This window comes from Aeromicrobium sp. Sec7.5 (assembly GCF_036867135.1).
Taxonomy (GTDB): domain Bacteria; phylum Actinomycetota; class Actinomycetes; order Propionibacteriales; family Nocardioidaceae; genus Aeromicrobium.
This window is the reverse complement of the sequence record NZ_JBAJIJ010000001.1, coordinates 2,207,883-2,233,856: the sequence shown is the minus strand read 5'-3', so window position 1 is coordinate 2,233,856 and position 25,974 is coordinate 2,207,883. Positions and strand designations below refer to the sequence as shown.

The window sequence follows — 25,974 nt, the reverse complement described above, 5'->3', positions numbered from 1 at the left end:
GCCCAGTGACGCTGTGAGCGACATCTTCGGTACCCCCGACCAGCCCGTCCAGAACGCCCCGGAGCGACGCCGCCGTGTGCTGGTGCCGACGCTCGTCACGGTGGCCGTGCTGATCTTCCTCGGGTCGATCTTCACGAACATCTACACCGACCGCCTGTGGTACAAGTCCGTCGGCTACACCGACGTCTTCACCAAGGTGCTGCTGACGCGCATCGGCATGTTCGCGGCCTTCGGTCTGCTGTTCGCGCTGTTCGTCGTCGGCAGCGCCTACCTCGCGTGGCGCTTCCGCCCCGAGAACCCGCCGATCCGGCGTGACGACCCGGCGTTCCGGTACCGCCAGGCGCTGTCGCCGATCCTGCGTCCCATCACGATCGTCGGCGCGCTGGTGCTCGCGGCGTTCGCGGGCTCGGTCGCCCAGGGCCAGTGGCAGACGTTCCAGCTCTGGCGGGCGGGCGGCTCGTTCGGCGTGACCGACGCGCACTTCTCGCGCGACATCGGGTTCTTCGTCTTCGACTACCCGTGGTTCCGCTTCCTGTCGACGTTCGGGTTCACGACCGTCGTCGTGGCGTTCATCGTCACGGCGTTCACGCTCTACGTCTTCGGCGGCATCCGGGTCATCGGCGGCATCCACGTCTCGCGCGCCGCTCAGGTGCACCTGTCGGTCGTGGTCGGCATCGGCCTGCTGCTGCGGGCCTTCAGCTACTACCTCGACCGCTACGGGTACGCGGTCGGCAACTCGTCGCTGTTCGACGGCATCGGCTACACCGACGCGATGGCCCGCATCCCCGCGCGCAACGTGCTCGCGATCGTGGCGATCGTCGTGGCGCTGCTGTTCTTCGCGATGATCTTCCTGAAGTCGTGGGTCCTGCCCGGCCTGGGGCTGGCGGGCCTGCTGGTGGCCTCCATCGTGATCGGTGGCATCTGGCCGTACGCGATGCAGTCGTTCCAGGTCCGCCCGTCCGAGCCGGACCGTGAGGGCCCGTACATCGCGAAGAACATCGACGCGACGCGCGAGGCCTACGGGGTGGCCGACTCCGAGACCGAGGACTACACGGCCAAGACCGAGCTGACGCCCGAGGAGCTCGCGGGATCGGCCGAGTCCCGGGTCAGCAGCCGCCTTCTCGACCCCACGCTCATCTCCGACGCGTTCCAGCAGCTGCAGCAGGTCCGTGGTTACTACACCGTCCCGCAGACCCTCGACGTCGACCGCTACCTCCTCGAGGGCAGCGACGTCCCGCAGGACGTCATCATCGCCGCGCGCGAGGTCGACCTGGCCGGTCTGCAGGAGAGCCAGCGCACGTGGTCGAACGACCACACGGTCTACACGCACGGCTACGGCGTCATCGCCGCGTACGGCAACCAGCGCGGTGAGCAGGGTGAGCCCGTGTGGGCCGTGCAGGACATCCCGCCCGTCGGTCAGATCGAGACCGACATTCCGCCGCGCATCTACTTCGGCGAGAACTCGCCGAGCTACTCGATCGTCGGTCGCCCCGAGGGCGCCGATCCGATCGAGGTCGACATCCCGCGTGGTGGCAGCTCCAGTGACGCCGCCGACGACGCCGGCACCGACGGCGACGCGCAGGCGACGCAGAACACCTACGACGGCGACGGTGGCGTCGGCATCGGCGGCCTCTTCCGCCAGGTGCTGTACGCGGTCAAGTTCAACGAGCCGAACATCGTGCTGTCGGACCGCGTGAACTCCGAGTCCAAGATCCTCTACGACCGCGAGCCGCGTCAGCGCGTCGAGAAGGTCGCGCCGTGGCTCACGGTCGACGGCGACGTCTACCCGGCCGTCGTCGACGGTCGCGTGGTCTGGATCGTGGACGGCTACACGACGAGCAACTCGTTCCCGTACTCGGAGCACCGGTCGCTGCGCACGGCCACGGCCGACACGCTGACGCAGAACAGTGCCCAGGCGGCACTGCCGTCCGACGAGATCAACTACATGCGCAACTCGGTCAAGGCCGTGGTCGACGCCTACGACGGCAGCGTCGCGCTGTACGAGTGGGACGAGAAGGACCCGATCCTCGAGGCGTGGATGAAGGTCTTCCCCGACTCGGTCGAGAAGAAGTCCGAGATCAGCGACGACCTGATGAGCCACCTGCGCTACCCGGTCGACCTGTTCAAGGTGCAGCGCGACGTGCTCGCCCGGTACCACGTGACCGACGCCCAGACGTTCTACGAGGACGGCGAGCGCTGGCGTGTGCCGAGCGACCCGACCCAGAGCGGTGACTCGGGAGTGCTGCAGCCGCCGTACTACCTGACGATGAGCCGTCCGGGCGCCGACCAGACGCCGAACTTCTCGCTCACGAGCGTGTTCCTGCCGAACAGCCGTCAGAACCTGGCGTCGTTCGTGTCGGTCAACTCCGAGGCCTCCAGCGAGGACTACGGCACGATGCAGATCCTGCAGCTGCCGAGCGACACGCAGGTGCCGGGTCCGTCCCAGATCGCCAACCAGTTCGAGACCGACAGCGCCGTGACCCAGGCCCTGCTGCCGTTCGCCCAGTCGAACGAGGCCAGCATCCTGCGCGGCAACCTGCTGACGCTGCCCGTGGGCGGAGCCCTGCTCTACGTGCAACCGGTCTACATCCAGCGCAGCGCGGGCGACGGCTCGTTCCCCGTGCTGCAGTTCGTGGCGGTCTCGTTCGGCGAGGACGTCGGCTTCGGCACGACCCTGGAGGATGCGTTGGCCAACGCGCTGGGTCTGCAGGCGCCCGACATCCCGGTCGATGACCCGGGCGTGGACGACGGCGGCGACACCGACCAGCCGCCGGCCCAGCCCGGGACGAAGACCACGGCGCAGTGGCTCGCCGAGGCCTCGGCGGCCTACAACGCGGCCCAGGACGCGCTGGCTGCCGGCGACCTCGCGGGCTACCAGGCGAGGCTCGCCGAGGTGAACACGGCGATCACCGGGGCCACCGCGTCCTTGGACCAGCCGGCGTCCTAGACGCTCGAACGACGAAGGCCCCCTGGAGATCCAGGGGGCCTTCGTCGTGCTGTGCCGGTGCTTCCGGCCGACTACTTCTGGAGGAAGTCGAGCAGCGCGGTGTTGAGCTCGTCGGCATGGCTCACGTTGAAGCCGTGCGGGCCGCCCTTCACGACGTGCAGGGTCGCGTTCGCGAGCGACTCCGCCGATCGCTGGCCGGAGACCTCGAACGGCACGATCGCGTCCGCGTCGCCGTGGATCACGAGGACGGGAACGTCGATCTTCGCCAGATCGGCACGGAAGTCGGTGCGGCCGAACGCGTCGATGCAGGCCACGACCGCCTCGTCCCGCGCGGGCGCGGAGAGGGCGAGTGCCTCCTGACGCTGCTCCTCGGTGACCTTGAGGTCGCCGTCGGCGCTGAAGAAGTTCGTCAGGAATCCGTCGAGGAATCCGGCGCGGTCGTCCGTGGCGCCCTTCTTCATGCCGTCGACGTCCTCGTCGCCGAGACCACCGTCGGGGTTGTCGTCGGTCTTGAGCAGGAACGGAGGCACGGCACCGGCCAGCACGGCCGACCTGATCCGCTCCGAACCGCGGGCACCGAGGTACCGCGCGACCTCGCCGCCGCCCATCGAGAAGCCGACCAGCGTGGCGTCGGCGACGTCGAGGTGGTCGAGCACTCCGGCGAGGTCCTCGCTGAACGTGTCGTAGTCGTAGCCGCCGTCGGGCTTGTCGGACTCGCCGAAGCCTCGGCGGTCGTACGTGATGACGCGGTACCCGGCAGCGGTGAGGGCCGGGACCTGCTCTGACCACGACGCGCCGCTGAGGGGCCAGCCGTGGATCAGGACGACGGGCCGGCCGTCGCCGCCTGAGTCGGTGTAGCTGAGGGTGATGTCGTTGGACTCGAGAGTCGGCACGAGGGACCTTTCGTCGAAGTGGACGTGACGTGACCACCGTGCCTCGCGCCGTGACGTCGCGCACGCGGACCCCCTCTGACCTGCGGCGTTGTCGCGGCGTCAATTTTCGGCTTGCCCGAGATGTAACCGGGTGTCACAGTGGCGGAAACATCGGTCTGGGCGAAGGGGTGTCGACGTGGCGGACTCGTTGATCGAGAGGTCCCGGGTGCTGCGCAGCGTCCGGCGCGTGGGCAAGGCGCTGACGACCCCGTTGCACCCCGACGACTACCTCAGTCTGGTCAACCCGTTGTGGTCCGCGCGCGAGCTGCGCGGCCGGATCGAGCGGGTCGAACCGGTCACCGACCGGTCGGCCACGCTCGTGATCCGTCCGGGCTGGGGATGGACCTTCAACCACAAGCCGGGCCAGTACATCGGCATCGGCATGGAGGTCGACGGCAAGTACCACTGGCGCTCCTACTCGCTGTCGTCGCCGCCCCTGGTCGAGGGCAAGACCGTCAGCATCACCGTCAAGGCGATGCCCGAGGGCTTCCTCTCCAACCACCTCGTCGAGGGCGTCGAGCCGGGCACGATCGTGCGCCTCGCGGCCCCCCAGGGCGACTTCACGGTGCCCGAGCCCCCGCCGGCCAAGATGCTCTTCGTCGTCGGCGGCAGCGGCATCACGCCGGTCATGTCGATCCTGCGCACGCTCGATCGCCGTGACCACATGCCCGACGTCGAGCTGGTCTACTCCGCCGTCAACGAGGAGCAGATGATGTTCCTCTACGAGCTGCGCGTCCTCGCCCTGCGGTACCCCTCGTTCACGTTCCACGAGCGGTTCACCGACACCGACGGGATGTTCACCGCCGAGCAGCTCGACGACGTGTGCGCGGACTGGCGCGAGCGTGAGACGTGGGCCTGCGGTCCCGGCCCCATGCTCGACGCGTTCACCGAGCACTACGCCGAGGCCGGGCTCGAGGAGAACATCCACGTCGAGCGCTTCACCCTGCAGCGGGTCGACGGTGGCGACGCCGGTGGCACGGCCACGTTCGGCGTGGGCGGCCCGACCGTCGAGGTCGACGGCGCCGAGACCCTGCTCGAGGCGGGGGAGCGGGCTGGCGTCAACATGCTGTTCGGCTGCCGCATGGGCATCTGCCACACGTGCGACGTCCCCCTGGCTGCCGGTCGCGTCCGCGACCTGCGCAATGGCGACGAGCACGGCGAGCCCGGCCAGTACATCCAGACCTGCGTGTCCGTCGCCGTCGGCGACTGCACGTTGTCCCTCTAGAACCTTGATCCACTCACCATCCGAAGGAGCACACCGTGGCCTATGCCGACGTGCGTGAGTACACCCATCTGACCGACGACGAGGTCGACGCGATCGGGCGCGAGCTGGACGAGATCCGCGCCGAGGTCGAGGCCTCCCGCGGCCAGGCCGACCGAGACTACGTGCTGCGCGTCATCACGCTGCAGCGTCGCCTCGCCGTCGCCGGACGCATCACCCTGTTCGCGAGCATGTTCCCGCCGGCCTGGCTGCTCGGCACCGTCATGCTGTCGTCGGCCAAGATCCTCGAGAACATGGAGATCGGCCACAACACGATGCACGGCCAGTGGGACTGGATGAACGATCCGGAGATCCACTCCAGCAACTGGGAGTGGGACACGACCCAGCCCGCCGAGCAGTGGAAGCACTCGCACAACTACATCCACCACCAGTTCACCAACGTGCTCGGTCACGACAACGACGTGGGCTACGGCATCCTGCGCATGAGCCGCGACCAGAAGTGGACGCCGTACAACCTCGGTCAGCCCGTGTACAACGCGCTGCTGGCGCTGCTGTTCGAGTGGGGCGTGGCCCTGCACGACCTCGACATCGAGGCGATCCGCAAGGGCAAGAAGGACCCGAAGCTGCTCAAGAAGCAGCTCAAGCAGATCGGCGACAAGGTCGGCCGTCAGGCGCTCAAGGACTACGTCGTCTACCCGGCGCTGACCGGCCCGGCGTTCTTCCACACGCTCACGGCCAACGCGACGTCGAACGTGGTGCGCAACCTCTGGTCCTACATGATCATCTTCTGCGGCCACTTCCCCGACGGTGCGGTGCACTTCAGCGAGGAGGAGCTGGAGGACGAGACGCGCGCCGAGTGGTACCTGCGCCAGATGCTCGGCTCGGCCAACTTCGAGGGCGGCAAGCTCCTGCACCTCATGAGCGGTCAGCTCGGCTACCAGATCGAGCACCACCTGTTCCCCGACCTGCCCAGCAACCGGTACGCCGAGGTCTCGGTCAAGGTCAAGGACATCTGCGAGCGCTATGGCATCCCGTACACGACGGGTCCGCTGCACAAGCAGTACGGCCAGGTCATGCGCACGATCCTGAAGCTGTCGCTGCCGAACCGCCGCACCAAGGACGACGCGACCCCGCCGCCGTCGCCGGCGCGCAAGGGTCGTCTGCGTGACGACGAGCGTCCCGATCGCCGGTCCGAGCTGGGGCGGTGGACCAACGCCGCAGCCTCGATCCTGTGAGCGTCATCGAGGGGCTGGACCGGCCCGTCGTCGACGGCGTGCGCCTGCCGTTCGCCTGCGTCGACGACGCGGACGGCGGCCGCCACGACACGGTCGTGAAGGCGCGGGCGATCCGGTGCTCGCTGAGTCGCATCTGTGGCATCTGCGCCGAGGTCCTGACCCGGCCGATCGCGTTCCTCGGATCCACGGAGGAGGCGACGGCGGGGGAGTTCCTCTTCCCGCCGTGCCACACGGCCTGTGCGGAGGGCGCCGTGCGTGAGCACGCGCCTCGTGGGGCCGTGCTGGGTCACGCCGAGGCGCCGTCGGAGTGGACCGTGGTCACCACGGCCGGGTTCGACCTGGTGCGCCCCACCCAGCGTGGCGGTCCGGTGTCGTTCCGGCCGAACTCGGTGATCGGCAGCGCGGTCGTCAGCTGATCGAGCTGCGGTCGATCCTGAGGTCCGGGCCGTCGCGGGTCACCGTCACCTGCAGGGAGCGGGTGAACGTCTCCGACACGGTCTCGGTCCGGGTGCCCGGACCGGAGTCCTCGTCGTCGTCGTCCTCGTCGTCCTTCTTCTTGCCCTTCTTGTCATCCGGTTCCACCGGCACCTCCACGGTCGAGGTGACGGTGTACTGGAGCGTGACGGCGGCGCCTCCGGTGGCGGGGTCGGTCGTGATCGCGGCGACCGTGACTCCCGGCATCGAGACCCATGAGGCCTGGAACGGTTCGAAGCCGCCGACGCCGTCGCGAGCGTCCTCGGTCAGCAGGGCGAATCCTGCGCCCGGGTCGGCGGCCGACGTCGTGACGTACTGACGGACGAAGGCGTCGATCTCCTCTGCCGTGGGAGCAGGAGGAGGAGTGCCGTTCTCGCTCGCGTCGGCGACGTCCGCCGAGTCGTCGCCGCCCAGGCTGAGCGCGATGGCGGCGAGCAGCACCACCGCGAGGGCCCCCACGGCGGGCAGCACGATCCGGCGACGGCCCCGGCCGGAGGACCCACGACGCGGGGGCTGGGGGAGGTCGGGAGTCGGCATCGGGACCGGAGGCAGCCCCATGACGGCAGTTCCGCCGTCCGACACCGGGGGAGGCGGGACCAGGGCCTGCGTCGCGTCCGGGTCGGCCTCAGCCGTGACGAGCGAGAGTGCGGTCGACGTTTCGGCGGCAGTGGGCCGACGGTCCGGGTCCTGGCTCATGAGCCGGGCGACGAGAGCAGCGAGTGGCCCGTTGCCGTCCAGGCGCGGCGGGTCGTCGTGGACGATGCGGAACAGGGTGCCGACGGCGTTCGAGGCCTCGCCGTCGGGGGAGGCGTACGGCGCGCGGCCGCTCGCGGCGTGGAACAGCGACGCGCCGAGCGACCAGAGATCGCCCTCGGGTCCGCCGCGCTCGCCACGCGCGACCTCCGGCGGCAGGTAGGCGGGAGAGCCACTCACGTGGCCCGTGCGGGTCAGCGCGTCGTCGCCGTCGCCGCGGGCGATGCCGAAGTCCGAGAGCTTCACGGTGCCCTCGGGGGTCAACAGGATGTTCGACGGCTTGACGTCCCGGTGCACGATCCCCGCCGCGTGGGCGGCGGCCAGCGCATCGGCTACCTGGCGGCCGACCGAGGCGACCTGGGTCGCGGGCAGCGCGCCGTGCGCCGCGACCTCGTGCGAGAGCGTGTGGCCGGACACCAGCTCCATGACGAGCCACGACCAGCCCTCGTCGTCCTCCACGAGGTCGTGCACCGCGACCACGCTGGGCTCGTTGAGCCGGGCCGCGAGCGTGGCCTCGCGGTGGGCGCGGGAGCGATCGGGGCCGTCGGAGGTGCCCACACCGCCGAGGCGCTTGAGCGCGACGGTGCGACCGAGCAGGGTGTCGTGCGCGCGCCACACGGCGCCCATGCCACCACGTCCGATCTCGCTCTCGAGCTCGTAGCGTCCTGCGATCACGCGTCCGACGGTAGCGGAGAGACCCGACGTCAGCGCTGCGAGTACTGGTCGGCCACGAGGCGGTCGCCGTCGCGCACGACGTGCAGCGTGACCGTACGGGTGACGGTCTCGGCCTCGGGCTCAGGCTCGGGCGTCTCCTCCTCCTCGGGCGTGGGCGTCGGCGTCGGGGTCGGCGAGGGCGTGGGCGTCGGGGTCGGCTTGCGCGTCGGGGTGGGCGTGGGTGACGGTGTCGTCGTGGTGGGCGCAGGGTCCGGCGGCTCGACGGCCTCGTCGGCGGTGCTGGACCGGATGGTGAACGCCGAGCGGCTCGTCTCCACCGTCCACTGACAGGCGACGGACACGGTCCCGGCTGTGGCGTCGGACACGACCTCCGTCACGGAAGCCCCTGCGGCCGGCTCCCAGGAGTCACGGAACGCCTCGATGCCACCCGCCACGGCCTGCGCCTCGGGCGTCAGCATCTCGAACGCCGCATCGGGGTCGGAGGCGGCCGTCTCCACGAACTCGCGCCCGAAGGCGTCGAGCTCCGCCTGGGTCACCGAGCTGGTGGCTCGCGTGTCGTCGTCTCCGCCCAGACCGATGACCAGGCCGCCGATCAGCAGCAGCACCACCGCCAGGACGCCGGCGATGATCCACGGCGTCGAGCTCTTCCGGGCCCGACGGTCCACGGGCTCCGGCTCGACCACGGGATGCGCGGCCGTCGCGGACTCCGGGGCCGCCGCGGCAGCGGCGATCACCGAGGTCGCCTCGGAGTCGGGTGCGGCTCCGCCGGCGAGCGGGCTGATGGCCTGCGTGGCCTCCGAGCGGGAGTCGCCGGCCAGGACGGCCAGGGCGATGGCAGTGCTGGCGGCGTCGGGTCGTGCCTCGGGATCGTGGGTCATCAGCTCGGCCACGAGGTCGGTCAGGCCCCCGCGGTCGGCGAGGCGGGGCGCGGGCTCGTGGACGATGCGGAACAGCACCGCGACTCCGTCGCCCTCGCCGGCGTACGGGGTGTGGCCGCTCGCGGCGTGGAACAGGGTGGCGCCCAGCGACCACATGTCGCCGGCCGGTCCGCCGTTCCTGCCTCGCGCCACCTCGGGCGGCAGATAGGCGGGAGAGCCAGTCACCTGCCCTGTCCGCGTGATCGCGGCGTCGCCCTCGCCCCGGGCGATCCCGAAGTCGGAGAGCTTGGCCGTGCCGTCGCCGGTCAGCAGGATGTTGGACGGCTTGACGTCGCGGTGCGAGATGCCGGCAGCGTGCGCGGCGGCGAGGGCCTCGGCGACCTGACGGCCGATCCGCGCGATCGCCGCGGTCTGCAGCGAGCCCTTCGCGATGGCTTGCGACAGCGTGATGCCGGACACGTGCTCCATGACGAGCCAGGTCCAGCCCTCGTCATCCTCGACCAGGTCGTGCACCGACACGATGTTGGCGTGGTTGAGCTGTGCCGCCAGCAGCGCCTCGCGGTGCGCGCGCTCGCGTCCCGGGCCGTCGGCCGTGCCGATCTCGCCGAGGCGCTTGAGCGCGACGATCCGTCCGAGGCGGGTGTCACGGCCGCGCCACACCGCGCCCATGCCGCCGCGGCCAATCTCTTCCTCGAGCTCGTACCGTTCTGCGATCACTCGCCCGACGGTATCGGAGGCACCCCGATTTGGCTCTCCCGTCACCGGTCTGTAAAGTGGAGCGAGCGACGCGGGGTGGAGCAGCTCGGTAGCTCGCTGGGCTCATAACCCAGAGGTCGCAGGTTCAAATCCTGCCCCCGCTACAAAATTCAGGCTCGGTTCCCTCTGGGGAACCGAGCCTGAAAGCTTTCTAACTTGACTCGGTCATCACAAAGTCAGCCTTATGTGACCAACGCGCTCGCGATGCGCGCCTCCTCGGCCCAGCCCCCACGCCGGTGGCTTCGACGGCGCCGCTACGACAGGGCGATGAACACGCTCATGCTCGCCGCGCTGCCGGCCAACGCCCGCCCCACCTTCGCCTCCACGACGACAGACGACCCTCACCTGACGCGCGCCGGGATCACGCCCGTCGATGCCGCACGCATCGGCGAGGCCCTCGCCGCCGCCCGCACCGACGGCACCCGGCGCCTCTACGACGTGGTCTGGGGCCAATGGCAACGCTGGTGCACCGATCGGGACGTCGCCGCCGTGCCCGCCGACCCACTCGCCGTGTGCGCCTATCTGACTGAACGCGCCGAAGCCGGCCGCGCCACCGGCACCCTCGACATGTCCTGCACCGTCATCCGACATGTCCACCGAACCACCGGAGCCGCCGACCCGATCGCCTCCGAGGTCGTCCGCCAGGTCCGCCGCGGCCTGCGCCGCACGTACGGCGCCGCACCTCGGCGGCTCGCCCGACCGCTCTCGGTCGAGGAGATCCGCCAGATCGTCGGCGCCATCGACCGGACCAGCCCGCACGGCATCCGCGACGCCGCGATCATCCTGATCGGCTACGCCTCCGCCATGCGCCGCGCCGAGCTCGTCACCCTTGACCTGGCCGACGTCGAGCACAACCCCGCCGGGCTACTGCTCAACATCCGGCAATCCAAGACCGATCCCGAAGGGCACGGTCAGCAGGTAGCCGTGGCGCACGGCCAGCGCGCACTGACCGACCCGGTTGCCGCACTCAATGCCTGGCGCACTGTCCGCGGCGACGAGCCCGGCGCGCTGTTCACGCGAATCTGGGGCAACACCATCAGCTCGCAGCGCCTCTCGGGGCACGTGCCCGCACGGATGCTCCGCGCCCGCGCCCAAGCCGCCGGACTCGACGGCACCCGCATCACCGCCCACTCACTGCGCGCCGGGCACGCCACTACCGCAGCGCTGGCCGGCGTCTCTCTCGACCGCATCGCCGCCCAGACCCGCCACAAGGACCTCACCGTCCTCGTCAACCGCTACATCCGGCCCATCCAGGCCCTGGAGAACACCTCCAGCAGGGACCTCGGACTGTGACGCCAGCTCCACTGGATCAGCGTCACGCCGCACGCGGCCAGGAAGCGGCCGACCGAGCGTCGCCTGCAGCGCACCGTCCAGTCCCCTCGCAGCAAAGATTTGACCGCTCTGTCGCCACCGGCGCTATCATCGTCATATGGCGATCAAAGTTGGTAGTGACTCCCTCGCTGCGGGCATCGACGAAACCGCTGCGGCGCGCGCGGCAGCGTGCCTCTTCCGTGGCATGGGCGACGCCTCGCGGGTGGCGATCCTGCGGCACCTTCTGCTCGGAGAGCACAAGGTCGCCGACCTGACCGCGCACCTGGGGCTGGCCCAGTCGACGGTGTCCAAGCACCTCGCGTGCCTGCGCGACTGCGGACTGGTCGAGTCGCGGCCGGTGGGACGCTCGTCGATGTTCTCCCTGACCCATCCGGACTCGGTTCTCAAGGTGTTCGCGGCCGCCGAGGAGCTGCTTGCGGCCACCGGCGACGCCGTCACGCTCTGCCCCGTCTACGGCGAGGGAGCCGCGCGGTGAGCGCCAATCTCGGGATGCCGACCTTCACCGCCGACCCCGGTCGACGCAAGCAGCTCGGTCGCCGGGCCCAGCTGCTCGCCGGCGCCTCGGTCACCTGGAACGTCGTCGAGGCCGTCATCGCGATCACCGCCGGAGTGGTCGCCGGGTCGATCGCGCTGATCGGCTTCGGGCTGGACTCGGTCGTCGAGGTCAGCAGCGGCCTGATCATCCTGTGGCAGTTCCGCCACGCCCTGCCCGAGTCGCGCGAGCGGACCGCGCTGCGGCTGATGGCGGTCTCGTTCTTCGCCCTGGCGGCCTACGTCAGCTTCGAGTCGGTGCGGGCACTCGTGACCGGCGCAGAACCCGACGCCTCACCCGTCGGCATCGCGCTGGCGTCCCTCTCGCTCGTGGTTATGCCGTTCCTGTCCTGGGCCCAGCGGCGCACCGGACGCGAGCTCGGCTCCAACGCGGTGGTTGCCGACTCCACCCAGACACTGCTGTGCACCTACCTGTCCGCGGTTCTGCTCGTCGGCCTGGTCCTCAACGCCACGCTCGGCTGGTCCTGGGCCGACCCCATCGCCGGGCTCGTGATCGCCGCGGTCGCGGTGAAGGAGGGCCGCGAGGCGTGGCGCGGCGAGAACTGCTGCGCCGCGACTCCGGCCGGGGCCGCTGAGGAGGCTGTCTGCAACGACGGCTGTTGCGACGACGAGAAGCGCTGATGGGCGCGGGACACTCGCACGGGTCGCCGGCCGGTCACACCGGCGGTCGCTACCGGACTCGCCTGGCCGCCGCGTTCGTCCTGGTCGCGGCCTTCTTCGTCATCGAACTCGTCACCGGTGTGATCTCCGGCTCGCTGGCGCTGATCTCCGATGCCGGCCACATGGCCGCCGACGTCGTCGCCCTCGGTGCCGCGCTGGTGGCCACCAAGATCGCCACCCGACCAGACTCGACCGGTCGTCGCACCTACGGCTCCTACCGAGCCGAGGTCTTCGCCTCCGGCCTGACCGTGGTGATCATGCTCGGCGTCTCGGTGTACGTCGTGGTCGAGGCGGTCGCACGTATCAACGCAGACGCTGAGGTCAGCTCGACCGCCATGCTCGTCGTCGGCGTGATCGGCCTGGCCATCAATGTGGTGACGATGATGCTGCTGCGCGCGGGGTCCAAGGAGTCGCTGAACGTCAAGGGCGCCTACTTCGAGGTGGTCTCCGATGCCGCCGGGAGCGTGGGCGTCATCGTCGCCGGGCTCCTGGTCGCAGGGACCGGCAACGGCCTGTGGGACACGATCGTCGCGCTGGCCATCGGCATCTTCGTCGCCGTACGCGCCGTCGTCCTCGGCCGCCAGGTACTCGCGGTCCTTGGTCAGCACATCCCGGAGGGAATGGAACTCGAGGACGTCGTCGCCGACCTGGAATCCGTGCCCGGAGTCGCCGACATCCACGACCTCCACATCTGGACGCTGACCTCCGGGATGGCCGTCGCCACCGCTCACCTGGTCGTCGACGACGGTGCGAGTGCACAGACGGTGCTGGTGTCGGCGCAGCGCGCCCTTGCCGAGCGCCACCACATTGAGCACGCGACTCTGCAGGTCGAAGCCGTCAAAGGGAAGCAATGCCATGAACTCGGCTGGTGAGCCTCAGCGAGTTCCGCCACTCGGCTGGCTTGCCGCCGGACTTCTGGCGCAGCGGGGGCTTCCCAGGGGTCGTCGCCCGAGCCGGACATCACGCGGCCTGGCCGGCATGATCCTGGCGGCGAGTCTCGGTTTCCTTGCCTGGGCCGTCAGGGCCTTCCGACACCACGAGACCACGGTCGACCCCCTCGCCCCGGAGCGCGCCAGCCAACTGGTCAGCGACGGGCCCTTCCTGCTCACCCGCAACCCGATGTACGTCGCCATGGCCGGCGTCCTCGTGGCCAACGCCGTGGCCCGCCGCTCGACGCTCGGCTTGCTCCCGGCAGCCGGCTTCGTCCTCCTCATCAACCAGGCACAGATCGAAGCCGAGGAACGCGCGATGGCCGGCAAGTTCGGTGCGGACTGGGACCAGTACGTTGCCACCACGCCCCGGTGGCTGAGCCCTCGATCCTTCCCAGATAGGAAGCCGTCTGCATGAAACGCCGCTCGTACGCAGCCCTCGCACTCACCGCCGTCGTCGGCCTGAGCGGTTGCGCTAGCGACACCGACCGCAACGACCCGAGCGCGGATCCGGCGATCTCGACGCCGAACTCCGACAGCACTCCGACACCGGACGATGCAGCAGTTCCGCCCTGGCCGGCCCCCGTTGACGTTGCCGAACGAGTGGCAGCCGCCGGACTCGACCTGGGCCCGATGGGCACCGCCGAGCACTACCACCCCAGACTCCGCGTCATCATCGACGGCGCCGAGGTACCGATTCCGCCCAACATCGGCGTCGACCCGACCACGGGTGCCATGTCAGCGCTGCACACCCACGAAGGCGACGGAACGATCCACATCGAGGCCGACTCCGTGGGCGAGGTGTTCACGCTCGCCCAGCTCTTCACCCAGTGGGGCGTGGCACTGACCCCACAACAGATCGGCGGCGTACGCGCGGAGCCCGGGCAACGGGTCCAGCTCACCAGCAACGGCGCCAAGGTCACGGGAAACCCGGCTGACCTCCGCCTCGAGCCCGACCAAGAGATCGTCCTGACCCTGCGATAACCGACGTCGAGAGAATCGACCCGTCATCGAGTAGTCCTCGGTTCATTATGCGTGCGCCGGGTGGGGACTGGCGGTCGGGAATCAGCGACGTCAGCAGCGCCGAGAGTCCTGTGCGACGGAGGTGGGACCGGTCGGCGTCGAGCTCTCGGCCAGAAAGCCCGGCGCCGACGCATGAGCACGCCCCGACGGGGTAGCGGCCCTGATCGCGTGACTGATGCTGCTGTCGACCGCGGTCTTCGGGATCGGCGTGAGCGTGGAGAAGAACCAGGGGATTCAGAACCGGGTGTCGAAGAGACCCACACCGATGAAGGCGCCGAGGCACGCGACGAGGGCGAGACCGACGAGGGTCAAGGGTCGAGCCCCATTCTCGCCTCCTTAGCCCGCCGTTGTGGCGGGGCAGACCCGTGGGGTTACCCAGCTGCCGAGATATATCCGCATGGCCACACGGATATGTGGGTACTGTCACCGGCATGACTGACGTGGACGCGACGGCGTCGGGTAAGCATCCCGACTCGAGCGGCGGAGGTGGCATGCGCCACCAGCATCCGGTCGACCCCAAGCGGGTAGCGATGGCGCGCGAGCGTCTGCCCTCGGCCGAGGAGGGGGACCGGCTCACCAGCGTGCTGTCGCTGATGGCCGATCCCACACGCGCACGGTTGTTGTACGCCCTCGACGTGGTCGAGGAGCTCTGCGTCGGCGACCTGGCCCTGGCGCTGTCGGTGAGCGAGGACGCGGTCTCCTACGGCCTTCGGGTGCTGCGCACCGCTGGACTGGTGACGCGGCGCAAGGACGGTCGGGTCGTCTACTACCGGCTGGCCGAGGGGTTCCCCGAACCGCTTCGACAGCACTGCCTGCGTCAGCTCATCGAGATGTCGCGTGCTCCGGTCGACGACGAGGGCTGACTCCCACCCGACAAGCGACCACCGCAGACCCGTCCCACAAACGGAAGGAACGCATCCCATGTCATCGCAGCACCCCCAGCAACCGTCCGAGGCAACCGAGTCGAACGAAGGCGAGAACGAGAACCAGCGGAAGGCTCACGAGCGGCGAATGTATGTGCGGTTCGGGCTGATGATCACCACCTCCACGGCGGTGATGTTCGTCTTGATGTACTCCAACGTCTTCGCTCTCGACCATGTGCGGTGGAGCGAAGAGCGCTTCTACATGGCGCTGCTCATGGCTGGCGCCATGGCGCTGGTGATGTTCGCGTTCATGCGCAGCATGATGTACAAGAACCGCGCCTACAACGTCGTGCTCGTCGCAGTCGCGCTGCTGCTCGGTGCCGGTGGGCTCTACCTCTCCCGGTCCCAGGTCCTGGTCGACGACCAGGCCTACATGAACGGGATGATCCCGCACCACTCCATCGCCATCTTGACCAGCGAGCGGGCCGACATCGACGACGTACGTGTCCGGGAGCTGGCCGACGGGATCATCAAGGCCCAGCGCAAGGAGATCAAGGAGATGGACTGGCTGGTCGAGGACATCGAGGAGAATGGCCCGGCCACCACGCAGGAGGAAGCCCGCCAGCGTCCCGTTCCGGACTTCGAGGGCAGCGCCTCCGGCGACCTCGACAAACTCCACCATATGTTGGCGGCGCTCGGTCTGTTGGGGATCGAGCCGCAGCGCTGACCGGTTCCGGGGTTCGATATCTCGAGGTCTGCAAACCATCCTGAGTTCAACATTCCGGAGAGGTCACAGAGGGGAGCGCGATGTACACGGGGCTGATCATCCTGGCGACTGGTGTGCTGCTGGTCGTGTTCATGGCGTACCTGGTGCACCGGCTGGTCGCGGTCTCGAAGGATCCGCTGGTCGTTCTTCCCTACCAGTCGGGCTGGCAGCCAAATGAGCACGCGCTGTCCAGGTACCACGTCCGTTGGTACCTGGCCACGTTGTTGTTCCTCGCCTTCGACGTGGAGATGCTTTTCATGTATCCCTGGGCCGTAGTTGTCGCAGAGCTGGGGAGCACGGCGATCCTCGAGATGTTCCTCTTCCTCGCCGCGTTGTTCGTCGCGGTTGTGTGGGCGTGGCGGGAGGGCGCGCTGCGATGGGTCTGATTGTCGAGCTCGAGCGGCGCGCAGCCAGGAACGCACACGTACTCGTGGTCGAGGCGCCGGGACACTGGCAGACCCGGGCAGCGGTCGAACGGGCCATTATCGAGCGAGGCTGGACGCTTGCCTCCTCTCCAGCTGACGCAGACGTCTTGGCGGTCTGCGGAGAGATGGGACCCCGGCTCGCCGAGGCGGTCGAGCAGGTGTGGCACCAGTTGCCAGGCCCCCGCGTGCGAGTCGAGGTGTGGCATCGGGACGAGGCGTTGACGCGTCTCGACGACGCCTACGCCGGTCTGCTCGACACGACCCATCATCGCAGCGATGCACAGAGCCGCCCGGCCGCCCAGGACTTGCTGACCGACGGCGACATGGGCCACGGCGACATGGGCCACGGCGACATGGGCCACGGCGACATGGGCCACGGCGACATGGACCACGGCGACATGGACCACGGCGACATGGACCACGGCGACATGGACCACGGCGACATGGACCACGGCGACATGGACCACGGCGACATGGACCACGGCGACATGGACCACGGCGACATGGAGATGTCGCCTGGTGGCATCCCTCTCGCCGAGGGCGGTGAGGACCGTGACGGGTTGGAGATGGACGTGCTGAACGTGCGCCTCGGCCCGGTTCTGCCGCATTGGCCGGCCGGCCTCGTATTGTGCTGCGCCTTGCAGGGTGACGTCGTCATCCAGGCGGAGGCAGAGTTCCTCGACGCCGGGATGTCGCACGCCGTGTCACCCCGGAATGCCACGGCGCGCCGGATGGACAACATCGTCGCCCTGCTCGCGCTAGCCGGATGGGGGGACGCTGCTGCGGAGGCCCGTGTGATCCGCGACTGCCTGCTCGGCGGCGGGCCAGACGCCGAAGCGTCCGCACGAACCGCTCGTCTGGTCCGTCGGATCCGCCGGTCGCGGGTGCTGCGCTGGTCGTTGCGCGGGGTCCGGCCGCTGAGCGAGGAGGACCTTCGCGAGCACGGGCTCCCGACGACGCTGGCTGGCGACACCTATCACCGCCTGCTGCGCATGTTGGAGGAGGCGGAGACCGACGTGGGCGGCGAGCGCGCCTCCACTGACCAGCTGGGTGGACTGGTGACCGGTCTCGACCTGGCCACCGCACGACTGGTCCTCGCCAGCCTGGACCTTCATGAGCTGCAGTCCGGCGCAGCGGAGCGCGGGGCCTCGCATGTCTGAGTGGACGCTCGCGGCCGGGGCCATCACCCCCGGGGTGACGGTGGTTCCCGGCGGCTGGGCGATCCTGGCGCTGCTGATCCTGGGTTCGTTGGCGCTCTTCGCTGCAGCCCTCGATGGTGCGTTGTCCGCGCGAGTCAGTGGCGTGGCGGGCGGTCTGGGGCGGCCGTTCGGGGAGACCGCACGGCTGTTGCGCCAGCGACGCCGGACGACCGTCGAGGCCGACAACCTGCTCTGGCGGACCGGCGGATCGGGACTGCTCGTGACTGCGGCCCTGATGGTGACGGTGGTGCCGCTGGGGGAGTGGACGATCTTCGACCTAGACGTCGGCGTGATGTGGTTCAACGCCATGGACGTCCTGGCCTGGGCGGTGGTGTGGCTGACCGGATGGGGGGCCAACTCGGCGTACCCGTTGGTGGGCGGCTACCGCTTCCTGGCACATGGCCTGGGCTACGAGCTGCCGCTGATGTTCGCGCTGGTCGCCCCGGCGATCGCGGCGGGGAGCCTCAACGTCGGACAGGTCGCGGGGGCACAAGCCGAGCTCTGGTTCGCGGTGTGGATGCCGGTGGCGTTCCTGGTCTACCTGCTCGGTGTCGTCGCGTTCTCCGTGAGCGGGCCGTTCGCGCCGGCGATCGGCACCGATATCGCTGGCGGTGTGCGCGCCGAGCTGTCCGGCGTCGACCGGCTGGTGTTCGAGGCGGGACGCTATGCGCTGCTGGCGGCGGGCGCCGCGTTCGCGGTGCCGATGTTCCTCGGTGGTGGCGCCGGCCCGCTGCTGCCGGGCTGGGCCTGGGTGCTGCTCAAGACCGTGGTCCTGCTGACGGTGTTGGTGTGGGTCCGCCGCCGTGTGCCGGCGTTGCGGCCCGACAAGTTCACGGAGGTCGGCTGGCTAGTGCTCCTGCCGGCGGTGCTCGTGCAGGACCTGATCGTTGCCGTCGTCGCAGCGGGAAGGGGATGAGCATGGTCGTCGACATCGCGTTCTGGGGGTTGGGCATCGTGGCCGTCCTCGCAGGCGCTGCCGTCTTCTACGTCGATTCGATGGCGCGGGCGACGTACGCCCTCGCGCTCTCGTTCGTAGCGGTCGGGGTGCTGGTGTTGTTCCTGCAGCAGAATTACGTCGGCGTGGTGACGATCCTGATGATGGTGATGGAGATGGCCATCATGGCCGTCTACATGGTCATGTTCATGGGGATGAACCCCGCGCTGATGCCGATGAGCATGGTGCACGGCAACAAGACCGCACTTGCCGTCGCCCTCACGACCTTCGTCGGGCTCGCCGCCGGCATCCTGCTCATCGACTGGCCAGAGCGCCGTGGCAGCCCACCAGCCGACGTCACGATGGCTCTCGGTGAGGAGCTGATGGGGCCGAAGATGCTGGTGATGGCGGTCATCAGTCCGGTCATGGTTGCCACGATCGTCGCTGGGGTGGTGCTGGCTGCGCACCGCACGCGCTACGACCGTCTCGGGGACGACCTGAAGCGGCGGCCGACCGACGACCCTCAGCCGGGGGGTGTGGGCCGATGACGCTGGATGCGACTTTGCTCATCGCCGCGGCACTCTTCGCCATCGGCCTCTACGGCGCGATCTCCCAGCAGGTCGTGGTGATGGTGATGATGGGCCTGGAGCTGATGATCAACGCGCTCATCCTCGCCGCGGGTGGCTTCTGGTGGTTCCTCGCACCGCACCCCACCGGTCAGGTTCTGCTGCTCGTGATCATCGCTGCGATGACGCTGGAGATGGCGATGGGGTTCGCCGTCGCCACCCTTCTGCACCGGGAACGGCACTCGGACATGACCGACATGGCCGCGGATCTTTCGGGGTGAGCCGCCGGTGACACGCACCTTGACCGAGAGCGCGCTGTGGCTGCTCGTCCTGCTTCCCGCCGTCATCGGTGCCGCGCTGGCGCTGTCACGGCTCGAACGCGCCGCCGCGGTCGTCTCGCTGGTCACCGGCACCCTCACCGCGGTGCTGGCACTCATCGTGGCGTTCGCCCGCCCGGAGGTATCGGTGCCCTTCATGGCCGGCAGCGACTTCGCGCTAGGGGTCGACGCACTCTCCGCGCTGGTGGTGCCAATGGTCGCCGTGGTCACGCTGCTGGTCGTGATCTTCTCCGCTGGCGAGATCCGCGAGTCGCAGGCGCGGTTCCACGGGCTGATGCTGCTGTTCGCCGCCGCCGCGCTCGTGACGGCCACGGCGCAGAGCCTGCCCGCGTTGCTCTTCTCGTGGGAGGTGATGGGCGCGACGTCGTTCGCGCTGATCGGCTTCTGGTGGCGAGACGACCAACGGGTCTCGGCCGGTGTGACCGCCTTCGTGACCACCCGCACGGCCGACGTCGGGATGTACGTCGCTGCGGGAGCGGCGGTGGCGGGCGGATCCGGACTGGCGCTGGCCGACCTGGCGGAGAGTAGCGCGGGTTGGCGACACGTGATCGCAGCGGGGCTGCTGGTCGCGGCGCTCGGCAAGGCGGCGCAGCTGCCGTTCTCATTCTGGCTGTCGCGGGCCATGGAGGGCCCCAGCCCGGTGTCGGCCCTGCTGCACTCGGCGGCGATGGTCGCCATGGGTGGCTACCTCCTGCTCCGCGTCGAGCCGCTCCTGACGGCAACCGGGTGGGCCGCCGGCGCAGCCGCATGGATCGGCGCCGCGACGGCTCTGCTGCTCGGCGCGGTCGCGGTGGCGCAGCGCGACCTCAAGCAGCTGCTCGCGGCATCGACCGCGGCCCAGCTGGGCTTCGTGGTGATGGCCGCGGGCCTGGGAACGGTGAGCGGGGGAGCCGCGCACCTCGTCGCGCACGCCTCGACCAAGGCGCTGCTGTTCCTGGCTGCCGGGGCGTGGCTCACCGCGCTCGGCACCAAACGCCTCGCCGGGCTCCGGGGCGCCGCGCGTCGCTGGCGGCTGCTCGGAGTCACTGCCACGGCCGGCGCACTGTCGCTGGCAGGAGTGGCCCCGCTGGCGCTCTGGGCCACCAAGGACGCCGTGCTCGCTGCGGCGCTCGAGGAGTCGCCGTTGCTCTACGCCGTCGGGCTCGCAGCCGCGGCGCTCTCGGCCGCGTACGCCGGCAAGATCCTGATGGTCGTGTGGCGGCCGGTGCCGCTGGAGGAGCATGCCGAGGTCGAGGGGCACCACGACGAGGAGCAGCAGGGCACCCGCCACGTCGGTCCGCTGGAGCAGGCGCCGCTCGTCGTGCTGGCGCTCGGCGCCCTCGTCCTGGGAGTGCTCGCCCTCCCGCCTGTCGGAGACACGGTCGCCCGGACGATGGCGGAGGAGCCGCTTCACCCGGCACCGCTGGAACTCGCCGTCTCGGCCCTGATCGCCCTGGCCGTGGTCGGGTTGGTGTGGTGGCGCCGTCGTGTTCCAGAGCCGCGCTGGGCGCTGGGGTGGCTCGGACTCGAGCACATCGCGCACGTGGTCGTCGTACGCCCGACCGTACGGATCGCCGAGCGGCTGGCGCGCTTCGACGACCACGTGCTCGACCGGGTGGTGACCCGGTCGGCGACGGGCGCCCTCACCGCGGCCCGCGGCATGGCCGCCTTCGACGACACGGTCGTCGACGGAAGTGTCGAGGCGGTCTCGCGGGGATCCATGAGCGCTGCCGAGCGCAGCGCCCGCGGTGACAACCGGTGGCTCGACGGAACGGTCGAGCGCGTCGCTTCCTGGACACGCGGCCTGGGCCGACTCGCCCGACGCCCGCAGACCGGACAGCTGCACCAGTACTACATCCAAGCCGTCGCGGTGCTCGCGATCGGCGTCCTGCTCCTCCTCACAGTGAGGTGAACGTGCTCAGTCTCATCGTCTTCCTGCCCCTGGCCGCGGCCCTGGCACTCGTCCTGTTGCCCCGGCTCAGTGACGCCGCCGCACGGTGGTCGTGGGTGGCCGTCGCGACCGTCGACCTGGCCCTGGTGGTCGTGGTGTGGTGGCAGTACGAGACCCCCGCAGAGGGACAGTTGGCGTTCGAGCAGCGGGCCGAGTGGATCCCGGGCGTCAACAGCAGCTATCACATCGGGGTCGACGGCCTGTCGTTGCCGCTGATCGCGATGACGGCGGTGATCTTTGTGGCCTGCGCGGTCTACGCCCTTCGCGAGACCGACCGCCCACGCCTGCAGGCGGCGCTCTTCCTCTTCCTGCAGTCGGTCAGCATGGGCCTGTTCGTCTCCGCCGACCTGATCCTGTTCTTCGTCTTCTTCGACCTGTCCATCGTCGCGATGTACTTCGTGATCGCCGGCTGGGGCCACGGCGACGCCGCCCGCTCGGCGTTGAAGTTCTTCCTCTACACCTTCCTCGGTTCCCTGGCGCTGCTGGTCGGCTTCATCGGCCTCTACATCGCCGCCGACCCCCACACCTTCGACATGGTCGAACTGTCCGAGCAGACACCCCTGGCCGGTTCCTCGCCCGCCGGGGGCCTGGTGCTCGCCGCGATCCTGATCGGCCTGGCAGTCAAGACGCCGACCGTCCCTTTCCACACCTGGCTGCCACCCGCCCACACCGACGCCCCCGCCGTCGGCTCGGCAGTGCTGGCCGGGGTGCTGCTGAAGATGGGCACCTACGGGTTCGTGCGGATCGCGATGCCGATGCTCCCCGATGCGTGGCGGGCGTGGGCCTGGGTGATCATCGTCGTCGGCATCGTCTCGGTGATCTACGGCGCCCTGGTCGCCCTCGCGCAGACCGACCTCAAACGCATGATCGCCTACACCTCGGTCAACCACATGGGCTACATCGCGCTCGCCGTCGGCGCAGCGGGCCTGGTCGCCGGGGACACCGCCGAAGCACGCTCGATCGCCGTCACCGGCGCCGTGACGCAGATGGTCAGCCACGGCCTGATCACCGGTGCGCTGTTCCTGCTCGCTGGTGTCCTGCACGACCGCGCCGGCAGCTACGACATGGACGCCTACGGCGGGCTGGCGGCGCCGGCGCCCCGGTTCGCCGCACTGTTCGCGCTCGGCGCCTTCGCCTCGCTGGGCCTTCCCGGCTTCTCCGGATTCATCGCCGAGTTCCAGATCTTTACCGGCAGCATCGCCGCCGCCCCGGTGACCACCATCGCGGTCGTCGGCATCCTGATCACCGCCGCGCTGTTCCTGCGCGCCCTGCAGCGCATCTTCACCGGGCAAACCCGCGGACAGTCCACCGGGTTCGGCGACCTGCATCCCGCCGAGCTCTGGTCAGTGGGGTCCCTTCTGTTGCTCTCGGTGCTGATCGGCGTGTTCCCCCGACCACTGCTCGACGTCATCGAACCGGCCTCCGAGGTACTCATCGACCTGGTAGGGAGGTAACCGGCCTTGGGTTCGATGGAGATGCGGCCACTGCTGCTCCTGCCCGAGATCATCCTGTTCCTCGGCGGGCTCGTCGTGCTGCTCAGTGGATCCTTCCTCGCGCGCGACCGTCAGTGGGTCACGCGTGTCGTGGCGGCGGTGGCCCTCCTCGCGGCAGCGACCGCGGCTGCCACCAGTTTCGCGGGTCCGGCGGAGATGGCGATGGAAGGCACCTTCGCGGTCGATGTGACCACGGGCGTCGCACGGATCGTGGCCGCTCTCGGCGCCCTCGTTGTCCTGGTCCTGGCCTCCGACGAGATCGATGGCTCGCCCCGAGAGAGCGAGACCTACGCCCTGATGCTGTTCGCCACGACCGGCACGCTCATCCTCGCCGGCGCTGACGACCTGCTCATCGTGGCCGTCGGGTTCCTGCTCGCCAGCATCCCGCTCTACGGGCTGATCGGCATCGCGCGCACCCCGCAGGCCGCCGAGGCAGCATTGAAGACCTACCTCATCGGTGCGCTGTTCGGCATCCTGCTCCTGGCCGGCGTCACCATCCTCTACGGCGTTACTGCCACCACCTCGTACGCCGACCTCACACGTCGTCTCGCTGACGCCCCGGCCGGGGCGGTGGCCGCAGGTGTCGTCGCCGTGCTGGGCGGGCTGATGTTCAAGGCCGGCGGGGTCCCCGGCCACTTTTGGGTGCCGGACGCGGCCCAAGGTGCCGGGGGAGCAGTCGCCGCCTTCCTCACCACCATTCCCAAGATCGGCGCCGTGATCGCCGCCTACCGACTCGTCGCAACGCTCCCGGACACCCTGCCCTGGCCGCTCCTGGTCGGGCTGCTGGCCGTGGCCAGCATGACGCTGGGCAACCTCGCCGCCTACTGGCAGACCGACCCCCGACGGCTGCTCGGCTGGTCCACCGTCAGCCAGGTCGGCTACCTGCTCGTCCCCGTCGCAGTCGCCGGCCGCACCGACCTCGCGCTCCCGTCACTGCTGCTGTACCTCGCCGGCTACACGATCACCAACCTGTCCGCCTTCGCAGTCACCACTGCCTTGCCCGTGCACAGAGACCTCGACTCCTACCGGGGCATGGGTCGGACGCATCCCTGGCTGGGAGCGTCGTTGGTGGTCGCCCTGCTCGGACTGGTCGGGACCCCGCCCACCATCGTCTTCGCGGGCAAGCTCACCACGACCGCCGCCGCCTGGGACGCGGGCCATCCCTGGCTCGTCGTAGCCGTCTTCGTCAACACCGTGGCCAGCCTGTTCTACTACCTGCGCTGGATCGCACCGGTCTATAGCCAACGACCGTCCGGCGAGGTTGCGGAGTCCGGAGAACGCACAGTCTTCGCGCCGAAGGTCTTCTCAGCATCCGCGGCTGCGGTCACAGCGCTCCTCAGCGTCCTGCTCGGCATCGGCGCAGGACTGCTGTGGCAGATCATCACCTGAGCCAGGGGCCGTCCCAACCCGCCGGGGTCGCACGGGAGTCGTCAACCGCACCCGCAGCGGTTCAGGCCCATGGAGTCGTCGACTGAAGAACCGCCTCGGTCAGCGCTCGGCTCCTGAGGTCAGTCACCTCCTGGTATTCCGGATCGGCGACCATCCGGGTGAACGCATCTCGCGAGGGGTAGCGCACTAGCAGGACGGCGTCCCAGCTCTGTCCCGTCTCGGCGACGAGCGACGTCGACCCATCGCCCGCGAAGAGGACTTCACCGCCGTATCGCGGGAGGAACGTCGTCTCCAAAGCTCGGGCGTACTGGTCGTATAGGTCGCGACCGCCTTCGGCGAACCGCAACAGATTCAGCATCACGACCGGTCCGCCGGCGTCCTCCTGGAGATAGCGCTTCAGGTCGGCGCCTCGCGGGTCGATAGCCATGTCCCCGATCTTGGCACGAGCGCCCTCACCCGGATGCCTGGTGCTCCTGCCCGGCTGTGGTCTCGCTCGTCAGGCGTCGGTAGAGCAGGCGTCCGTCCGTGGACGTCAGGCCATGGGCCGCGGTGCTCGCGACCACGATCATGATCCCGGCGCCCAGGACGATGTCGGGTAGATCGAGCTCCTGGGCCTCGAGGGTCAGGTAGAACACGGCCGAGACACCGACCGGTCCGAACCAACCCAGGTACAGCGCGTCCGGCCAGCCGAGGTGGAGCGGACGCTTGAGCAGTAGCAGTACGGGGATTCGACGCAGCAGGAGCACGGCGAGGCTGAGAAGGATTCCGGCCCAGCCCAGCTCGTCCCACGCAGTCCACGGAAGGGTGGCGCCTAGCAGGACGAACATCGGAAGGACCGCAAACCGGTTCACCGCCTCGTCGATCTCCAGGTCCGCCGTCCGCTCGCTGCCGGTGCTGGTCAGGTTGAAGGCGAGACCGGCCACGAAGGCGGCCAGGACACCGTCGAGGTGGAGCACGCCCGACAGGCCTAGCACGAGCAGGGCGAGCAGGACGGTGAACAGCAGCATCGGGCCGTGGGACGTCGCCCCATGCTGCTCGCCGGCCCGCAAGGCGCGACCGCCGAGCCAACCGGCGAGCACCCCGAGGGCGACCGCGCCCAGCACCTGCCACAGCGCCTCGGCCACGGCTTCCCCCGCGGTCATGGGTCCCGCGAGGGCCACAGCGGCGAGCACGAACGGCAGCGCGAGACCGTCGTTGGCGCCCGATTCCAAGGAGAGGATCTGCCGATCACGTGAGGGCAGGTCCTCCTCGGCGGGCTTGCCCGTGACCACGCTGGATGCCAGGACCGGGTCGGTAGGGCAGATCGCCGTACCGAGCATCAGCGCAGCTCCCAGCGCGACTCCGAGGATGCCGGCGGTCAGGCCCGTGGAGATCAGAGCCATGGCCGGCAGTGCCACCAACAGCAGGATCACGACCGGCCGCAGCTGTGAGCGCACCGAACCGAAGGGGTAGCGCAGCGCGACCCCGATCACCGAGATCACCAGGAGGACCCGGGTCGCGTCGTGAACGACCCCCTGCTCGGCGGTGATCGGTGGCAGAGGCAAGGCACCGAACACCTCGGGGCCGAGCAACACGCCTACCACCAACGCCAGGAGCGGCTCGGACAGCGGCAGCCGCCTGATGCGCGCAGACAAGGCTGCCACCAGCACACCGAGCGCACCGACCGCGATGAGCAGCACATCGAGGGTCATGGAAGAGCCGTT

Annotated in this window: 25 protein-coding genes and 1 tRNA gene; 21 read left to right on the top strand and 5 right to left on the bottom strand. The window is 69.5% G+C overall.

All coding sequences use genetic code 11. The features are described from left to right. Positions 1-13 precede the first annotated feature (13 nt). Positions 14-2,947 (top strand): UPF0182 family membrane protein, encoded by a 2,934-nt coding sequence (locus V6S66_RS11245; protein ID WP_334206829.1) that lies wholly within the window; start codon positions 14-16, stop codon positions 2,945-2,947. A gap of 71 nt (positions 2,948-3,018) precedes the next feature. Here V6S66_RS11245 and V6S66_RS11240 read toward each other — a convergent pair whose 3' ends face one another. After that, positions 3,019-3,840 carry an alpha/beta fold hydrolase gene (locus V6S66_RS11240; protein WP_334206828.1) on the bottom strand — a complete coding sequence of 274 codons (822 nt, stop codon included), beginning with the start codon at positions 3,838-3,840 and terminating at the stop codon, positions 3,019-3,021. A gap of 175 nt (positions 3,841-4,015) precedes the next feature. Here V6S66_RS11240 and V6S66_RS11235 point away from each other — a divergent pair, with 175 nt between their 5' ends. The 3 genes from V6S66_RS11235 to V6S66_RS11225 are packed head-to-tail and all read left to right on the top strand — an operon-like array spanning position 4,016 to position 6,752. Then, positions 4,016-5,104, top strand: a complete 1,089-nt coding sequence (locus V6S66_RS11235) for a ferredoxin reductase (protein ID WP_334206827.1) — start codon at positions 4,016-4,018, stop codon at positions 5,102-5,104. A 35-nt stretch (positions 5,105-5,139) separates the two neighbouring features. Continuing rightward, positions 5,140-6,336 (top strand): fatty acid desaturase family protein, encoded by a 1,197-nt coding sequence (locus tag V6S66_RS11230; protein WP_334206826.1) that lies wholly within the window; start codon positions 5,140-5,142, stop codon positions 6,334-6,336. Next, positions 6,333-6,752 (top strand): hypothetical protein, encoded by a 420-nt coding sequence (locus tag V6S66_RS11225; protein WP_334206825.1) that lies wholly within the window; start codon positions 6,333-6,335, stop codon positions 6,750-6,752. Before V6S66_RS11230 ends, V6S66_RS11225 begins: the two co-directional genes overlap by 4 nt. On the opposite strand, the gene V6S66_RS11220 is transcribed toward V6S66_RS11225, so the two are convergent. Both V6S66_RS11220 and V6S66_RS11215 read right to left on the bottom strand, forming a co-directional pair. Then, positions 6,745-8,238 carry a serine/threonine-protein kinase gene (locus V6S66_RS11220; protein WP_334206824.1) on the bottom strand — a complete coding sequence of 498 codons (1,494 nt, stop codon included), beginning with the start codon at positions 8,236-8,238 and terminating at the stop codon, positions 6,745-6,747. The genes V6S66_RS11225 and V6S66_RS11220 overlap by 8 nt on opposite strands. A 29-nt stretch (positions 8,239-8,267) precedes the next feature. Then, positions 8,268-9,833 (bottom strand): serine/threonine-protein kinase, encoded by a 1,566-nt coding sequence (locus V6S66_RS11215; protein ID WP_334206823.1) that lies wholly within the window; start codon positions 9,831-9,833, stop codon positions 8,268-8,270. 69 nt (positions 9,834-9,902) lie between these two features. Between V6S66_RS11215 and V6S66_RS11210 the strand changes: the two genes are divergently transcribed. From V6S66_RS11210 to V6S66_RS11130, 17 genes are all read left to right on the top strand, one after another. Then, positions 9,903-9,976: transfer RNA gene (locus V6S66_RS11210), tRNA-Met, on the top strand. 82 nt (positions 9,977-10,058) lie between these two features. Next, positions 10,059-11,165, top strand: a complete 1,107-nt coding sequence (locus V6S66_RS11205; RefSeq protein ID WP_334206822.1) for a tyrosine-type recombinase/integrase — start codon at positions 10,059-10,061, stop codon at positions 11,163-11,165. A 136-nt stretch (positions 11,166-11,301) separates the two neighbouring features. After that, positions 11,302-11,679 carry an ArsR/SmtB family transcription factor gene (locus V6S66_RS11200; RefSeq protein ID WP_334206821.1) on the top strand — a complete coding sequence of 126 codons (378 nt, stop codon included), beginning with the start codon at positions 11,302-11,304 and terminating at the stop codon, positions 11,677-11,679. Then, positions 11,676-12,377 (top strand): cation diffusion facilitator family transporter, encoded by a 702-nt coding sequence (locus V6S66_RS11195; protein WP_442885901.1) that lies wholly within the window; start codon positions 11,676-11,678, stop codon positions 12,375-12,377. The genes V6S66_RS11200 and V6S66_RS11195 overlap by 4 nt, the downstream gene beginning before the upstream one ends. After that, positions 12,377-13,288: a cation diffusion facilitator family transporter gene (locus V6S66_RS11190; protein ID WP_334206820.1), complete on the top strand. Its 912-nt coding sequence runs from the start codon at positions 12,377-12,379 to the stop codon at positions 13,286-13,288. Before V6S66_RS11195 ends, V6S66_RS11190 begins: the two co-directional genes overlap by 1 nt. 106 nt (positions 13,289-13,394) lie before the next feature. Continuing rightward, positions 13,395-13,763 (top strand): methyltransferase family protein, encoded by a 369-nt coding sequence (locus V6S66_RS11185; protein WP_334206819.1) that lies wholly within the window; start codon positions 13,395-13,397, stop codon positions 13,761-13,763. 185 nt (positions 13,764-13,948) lie between these two features. Then, entirely contained in the window at positions 13,949-14,329 is a 381-nt protein-coding gene (locus tag V6S66_RS11180; RefSeq protein WP_334206818.1) for a hypothetical protein, read from the top strand. A gap of 470 nt (positions 14,330-14,799) precedes the next feature. Further along, positions 14,800-15,231: an ArsR/SmtB family transcription factor gene (locus tag V6S66_RS11175; RefSeq protein ID WP_334206817.1), complete on the top strand. Its 432-nt coding sequence runs from the start codon at positions 14,800-14,802 to the stop codon at positions 15,229-15,231. 58 nt (positions 15,232-15,289) lie between these two features. Next, positions 15,290-15,958 carry a DUF305 domain-containing protein gene (locus V6S66_RS11170; protein WP_334206816.1) on the top strand — a complete coding sequence of 223 codons (669 nt, stop codon included), beginning with the start codon at positions 15,290-15,292 and terminating at the stop codon, positions 15,956-15,958. Positions 15,959-16,038: 80 nt separating this feature from the next. Then, positions 16,039-16,383: an NADH-quinone oxidoreductase subunit A gene (locus V6S66_RS11165; protein WP_334206815.1), complete on the top strand. Its 345-nt coding sequence runs from the start codon at positions 16,039-16,041 to the stop codon at positions 16,381-16,383. Then, complete coding sequence (locus V6S66_RS11160; RefSeq protein ID WP_334206814.1) at positions 16,374-17,582, top strand: hypothetical protein; 1,209 nt, start codon at positions 16,374-16,376, stop codon at positions 17,580-17,582. Before V6S66_RS11165 ends, V6S66_RS11160 begins: the two co-directional genes overlap by 10 nt. Beyond that, the gene (locus tag V6S66_RS11155) at positions 17,575-18,537 is read left to right on the top strand and encodes an NADH-quinone oxidoreductase subunit H (RefSeq protein WP_334206813.1); all 963 of its coding nucleotides are present in this window, start codon (positions 17,575-17,577) and stop codon (positions 18,535-18,537) included. Before V6S66_RS11160 ends, V6S66_RS11155 begins: the two co-directional genes overlap by 8 nt. Before the next feature lie 2 nt (positions 18,538-18,539). Then, positions 18,540-19,103, top strand: a complete 564-nt coding sequence (locus V6S66_RS11150; protein ID WP_334206812.1) for an NADH-quinone oxidoreductase subunit J — start codon at positions 18,540-18,542, stop codon at positions 19,101-19,103. Beyond that, positions 19,100-19,402 carry an NADH-quinone oxidoreductase subunit NuoK gene (locus tag V6S66_RS11145; RefSeq protein ID WP_334206811.1) on the top strand — a complete coding sequence of 101 codons (303 nt, stop codon included), beginning with the start codon at positions 19,100-19,102 and terminating at the stop codon, positions 19,400-19,402. The genes V6S66_RS11150 and V6S66_RS11145 overlap by 4 nt, the downstream gene beginning before the upstream one ends. Before the next feature lie 7 nt (positions 19,403-19,409). Next, on the top strand, positions 19,410-21,350 hold the full coding sequence (locus tag V6S66_RS11140) for an NADH-quinone oxidoreductase subunit 5 family protein (RefSeq protein ID WP_334206810.1): 1,941 nt from the start codon (positions 19,410-19,412) through the stop codon (positions 21,348-21,350). 2 nt (positions 21,351-21,352) lie between these two features. Then, complete coding sequence (locus V6S66_RS11135; RefSeq protein ID WP_334206809.1) at positions 21,353-22,843, top strand: complex I subunit 4 family protein; 1,491 nt, start codon at positions 21,353-21,355, stop codon at positions 22,841-22,843. A gap of 15 nt (positions 22,844-22,858) precedes the next feature. Next, on the top strand, positions 22,859-24,271 hold the full coding sequence (locus V6S66_RS11130; protein WP_334206808.1) for an NADH-quinone oxidoreductase subunit N: 1,413 nt from the start codon (positions 22,859-22,861) through the stop codon (positions 24,269-24,271). Between the two features lie 61 nt (positions 24,272-24,332). Here the strand turns inward: V6S66_RS11130 and V6S66_RS11125 are convergent, their stop codons facing one another. Together V6S66_RS11125 and V6S66_RS11120 are read right to left on the bottom strand one after the other, a co-directional pair. Then, positions 24,333-24,698 (bottom strand): DUF1330 domain-containing protein, encoded by a 366-nt coding sequence (locus tag V6S66_RS11125; RefSeq protein WP_334206807.1) that lies wholly within the window; start codon positions 24,696-24,698, stop codon positions 24,333-24,335. Between the two features lie 25 nt (positions 24,699-24,723). Next, positions 24,724-25,962 (bottom strand): cation:proton antiporter domain-containing protein, encoded by a 1,239-nt coding sequence (locus V6S66_RS11120; RefSeq protein WP_334206806.1) that lies wholly within the window; start codon positions 25,960-25,962, stop codon positions 24,724-24,726. Positions 25,963-25,974: the final 12 nt, after the last annotated feature.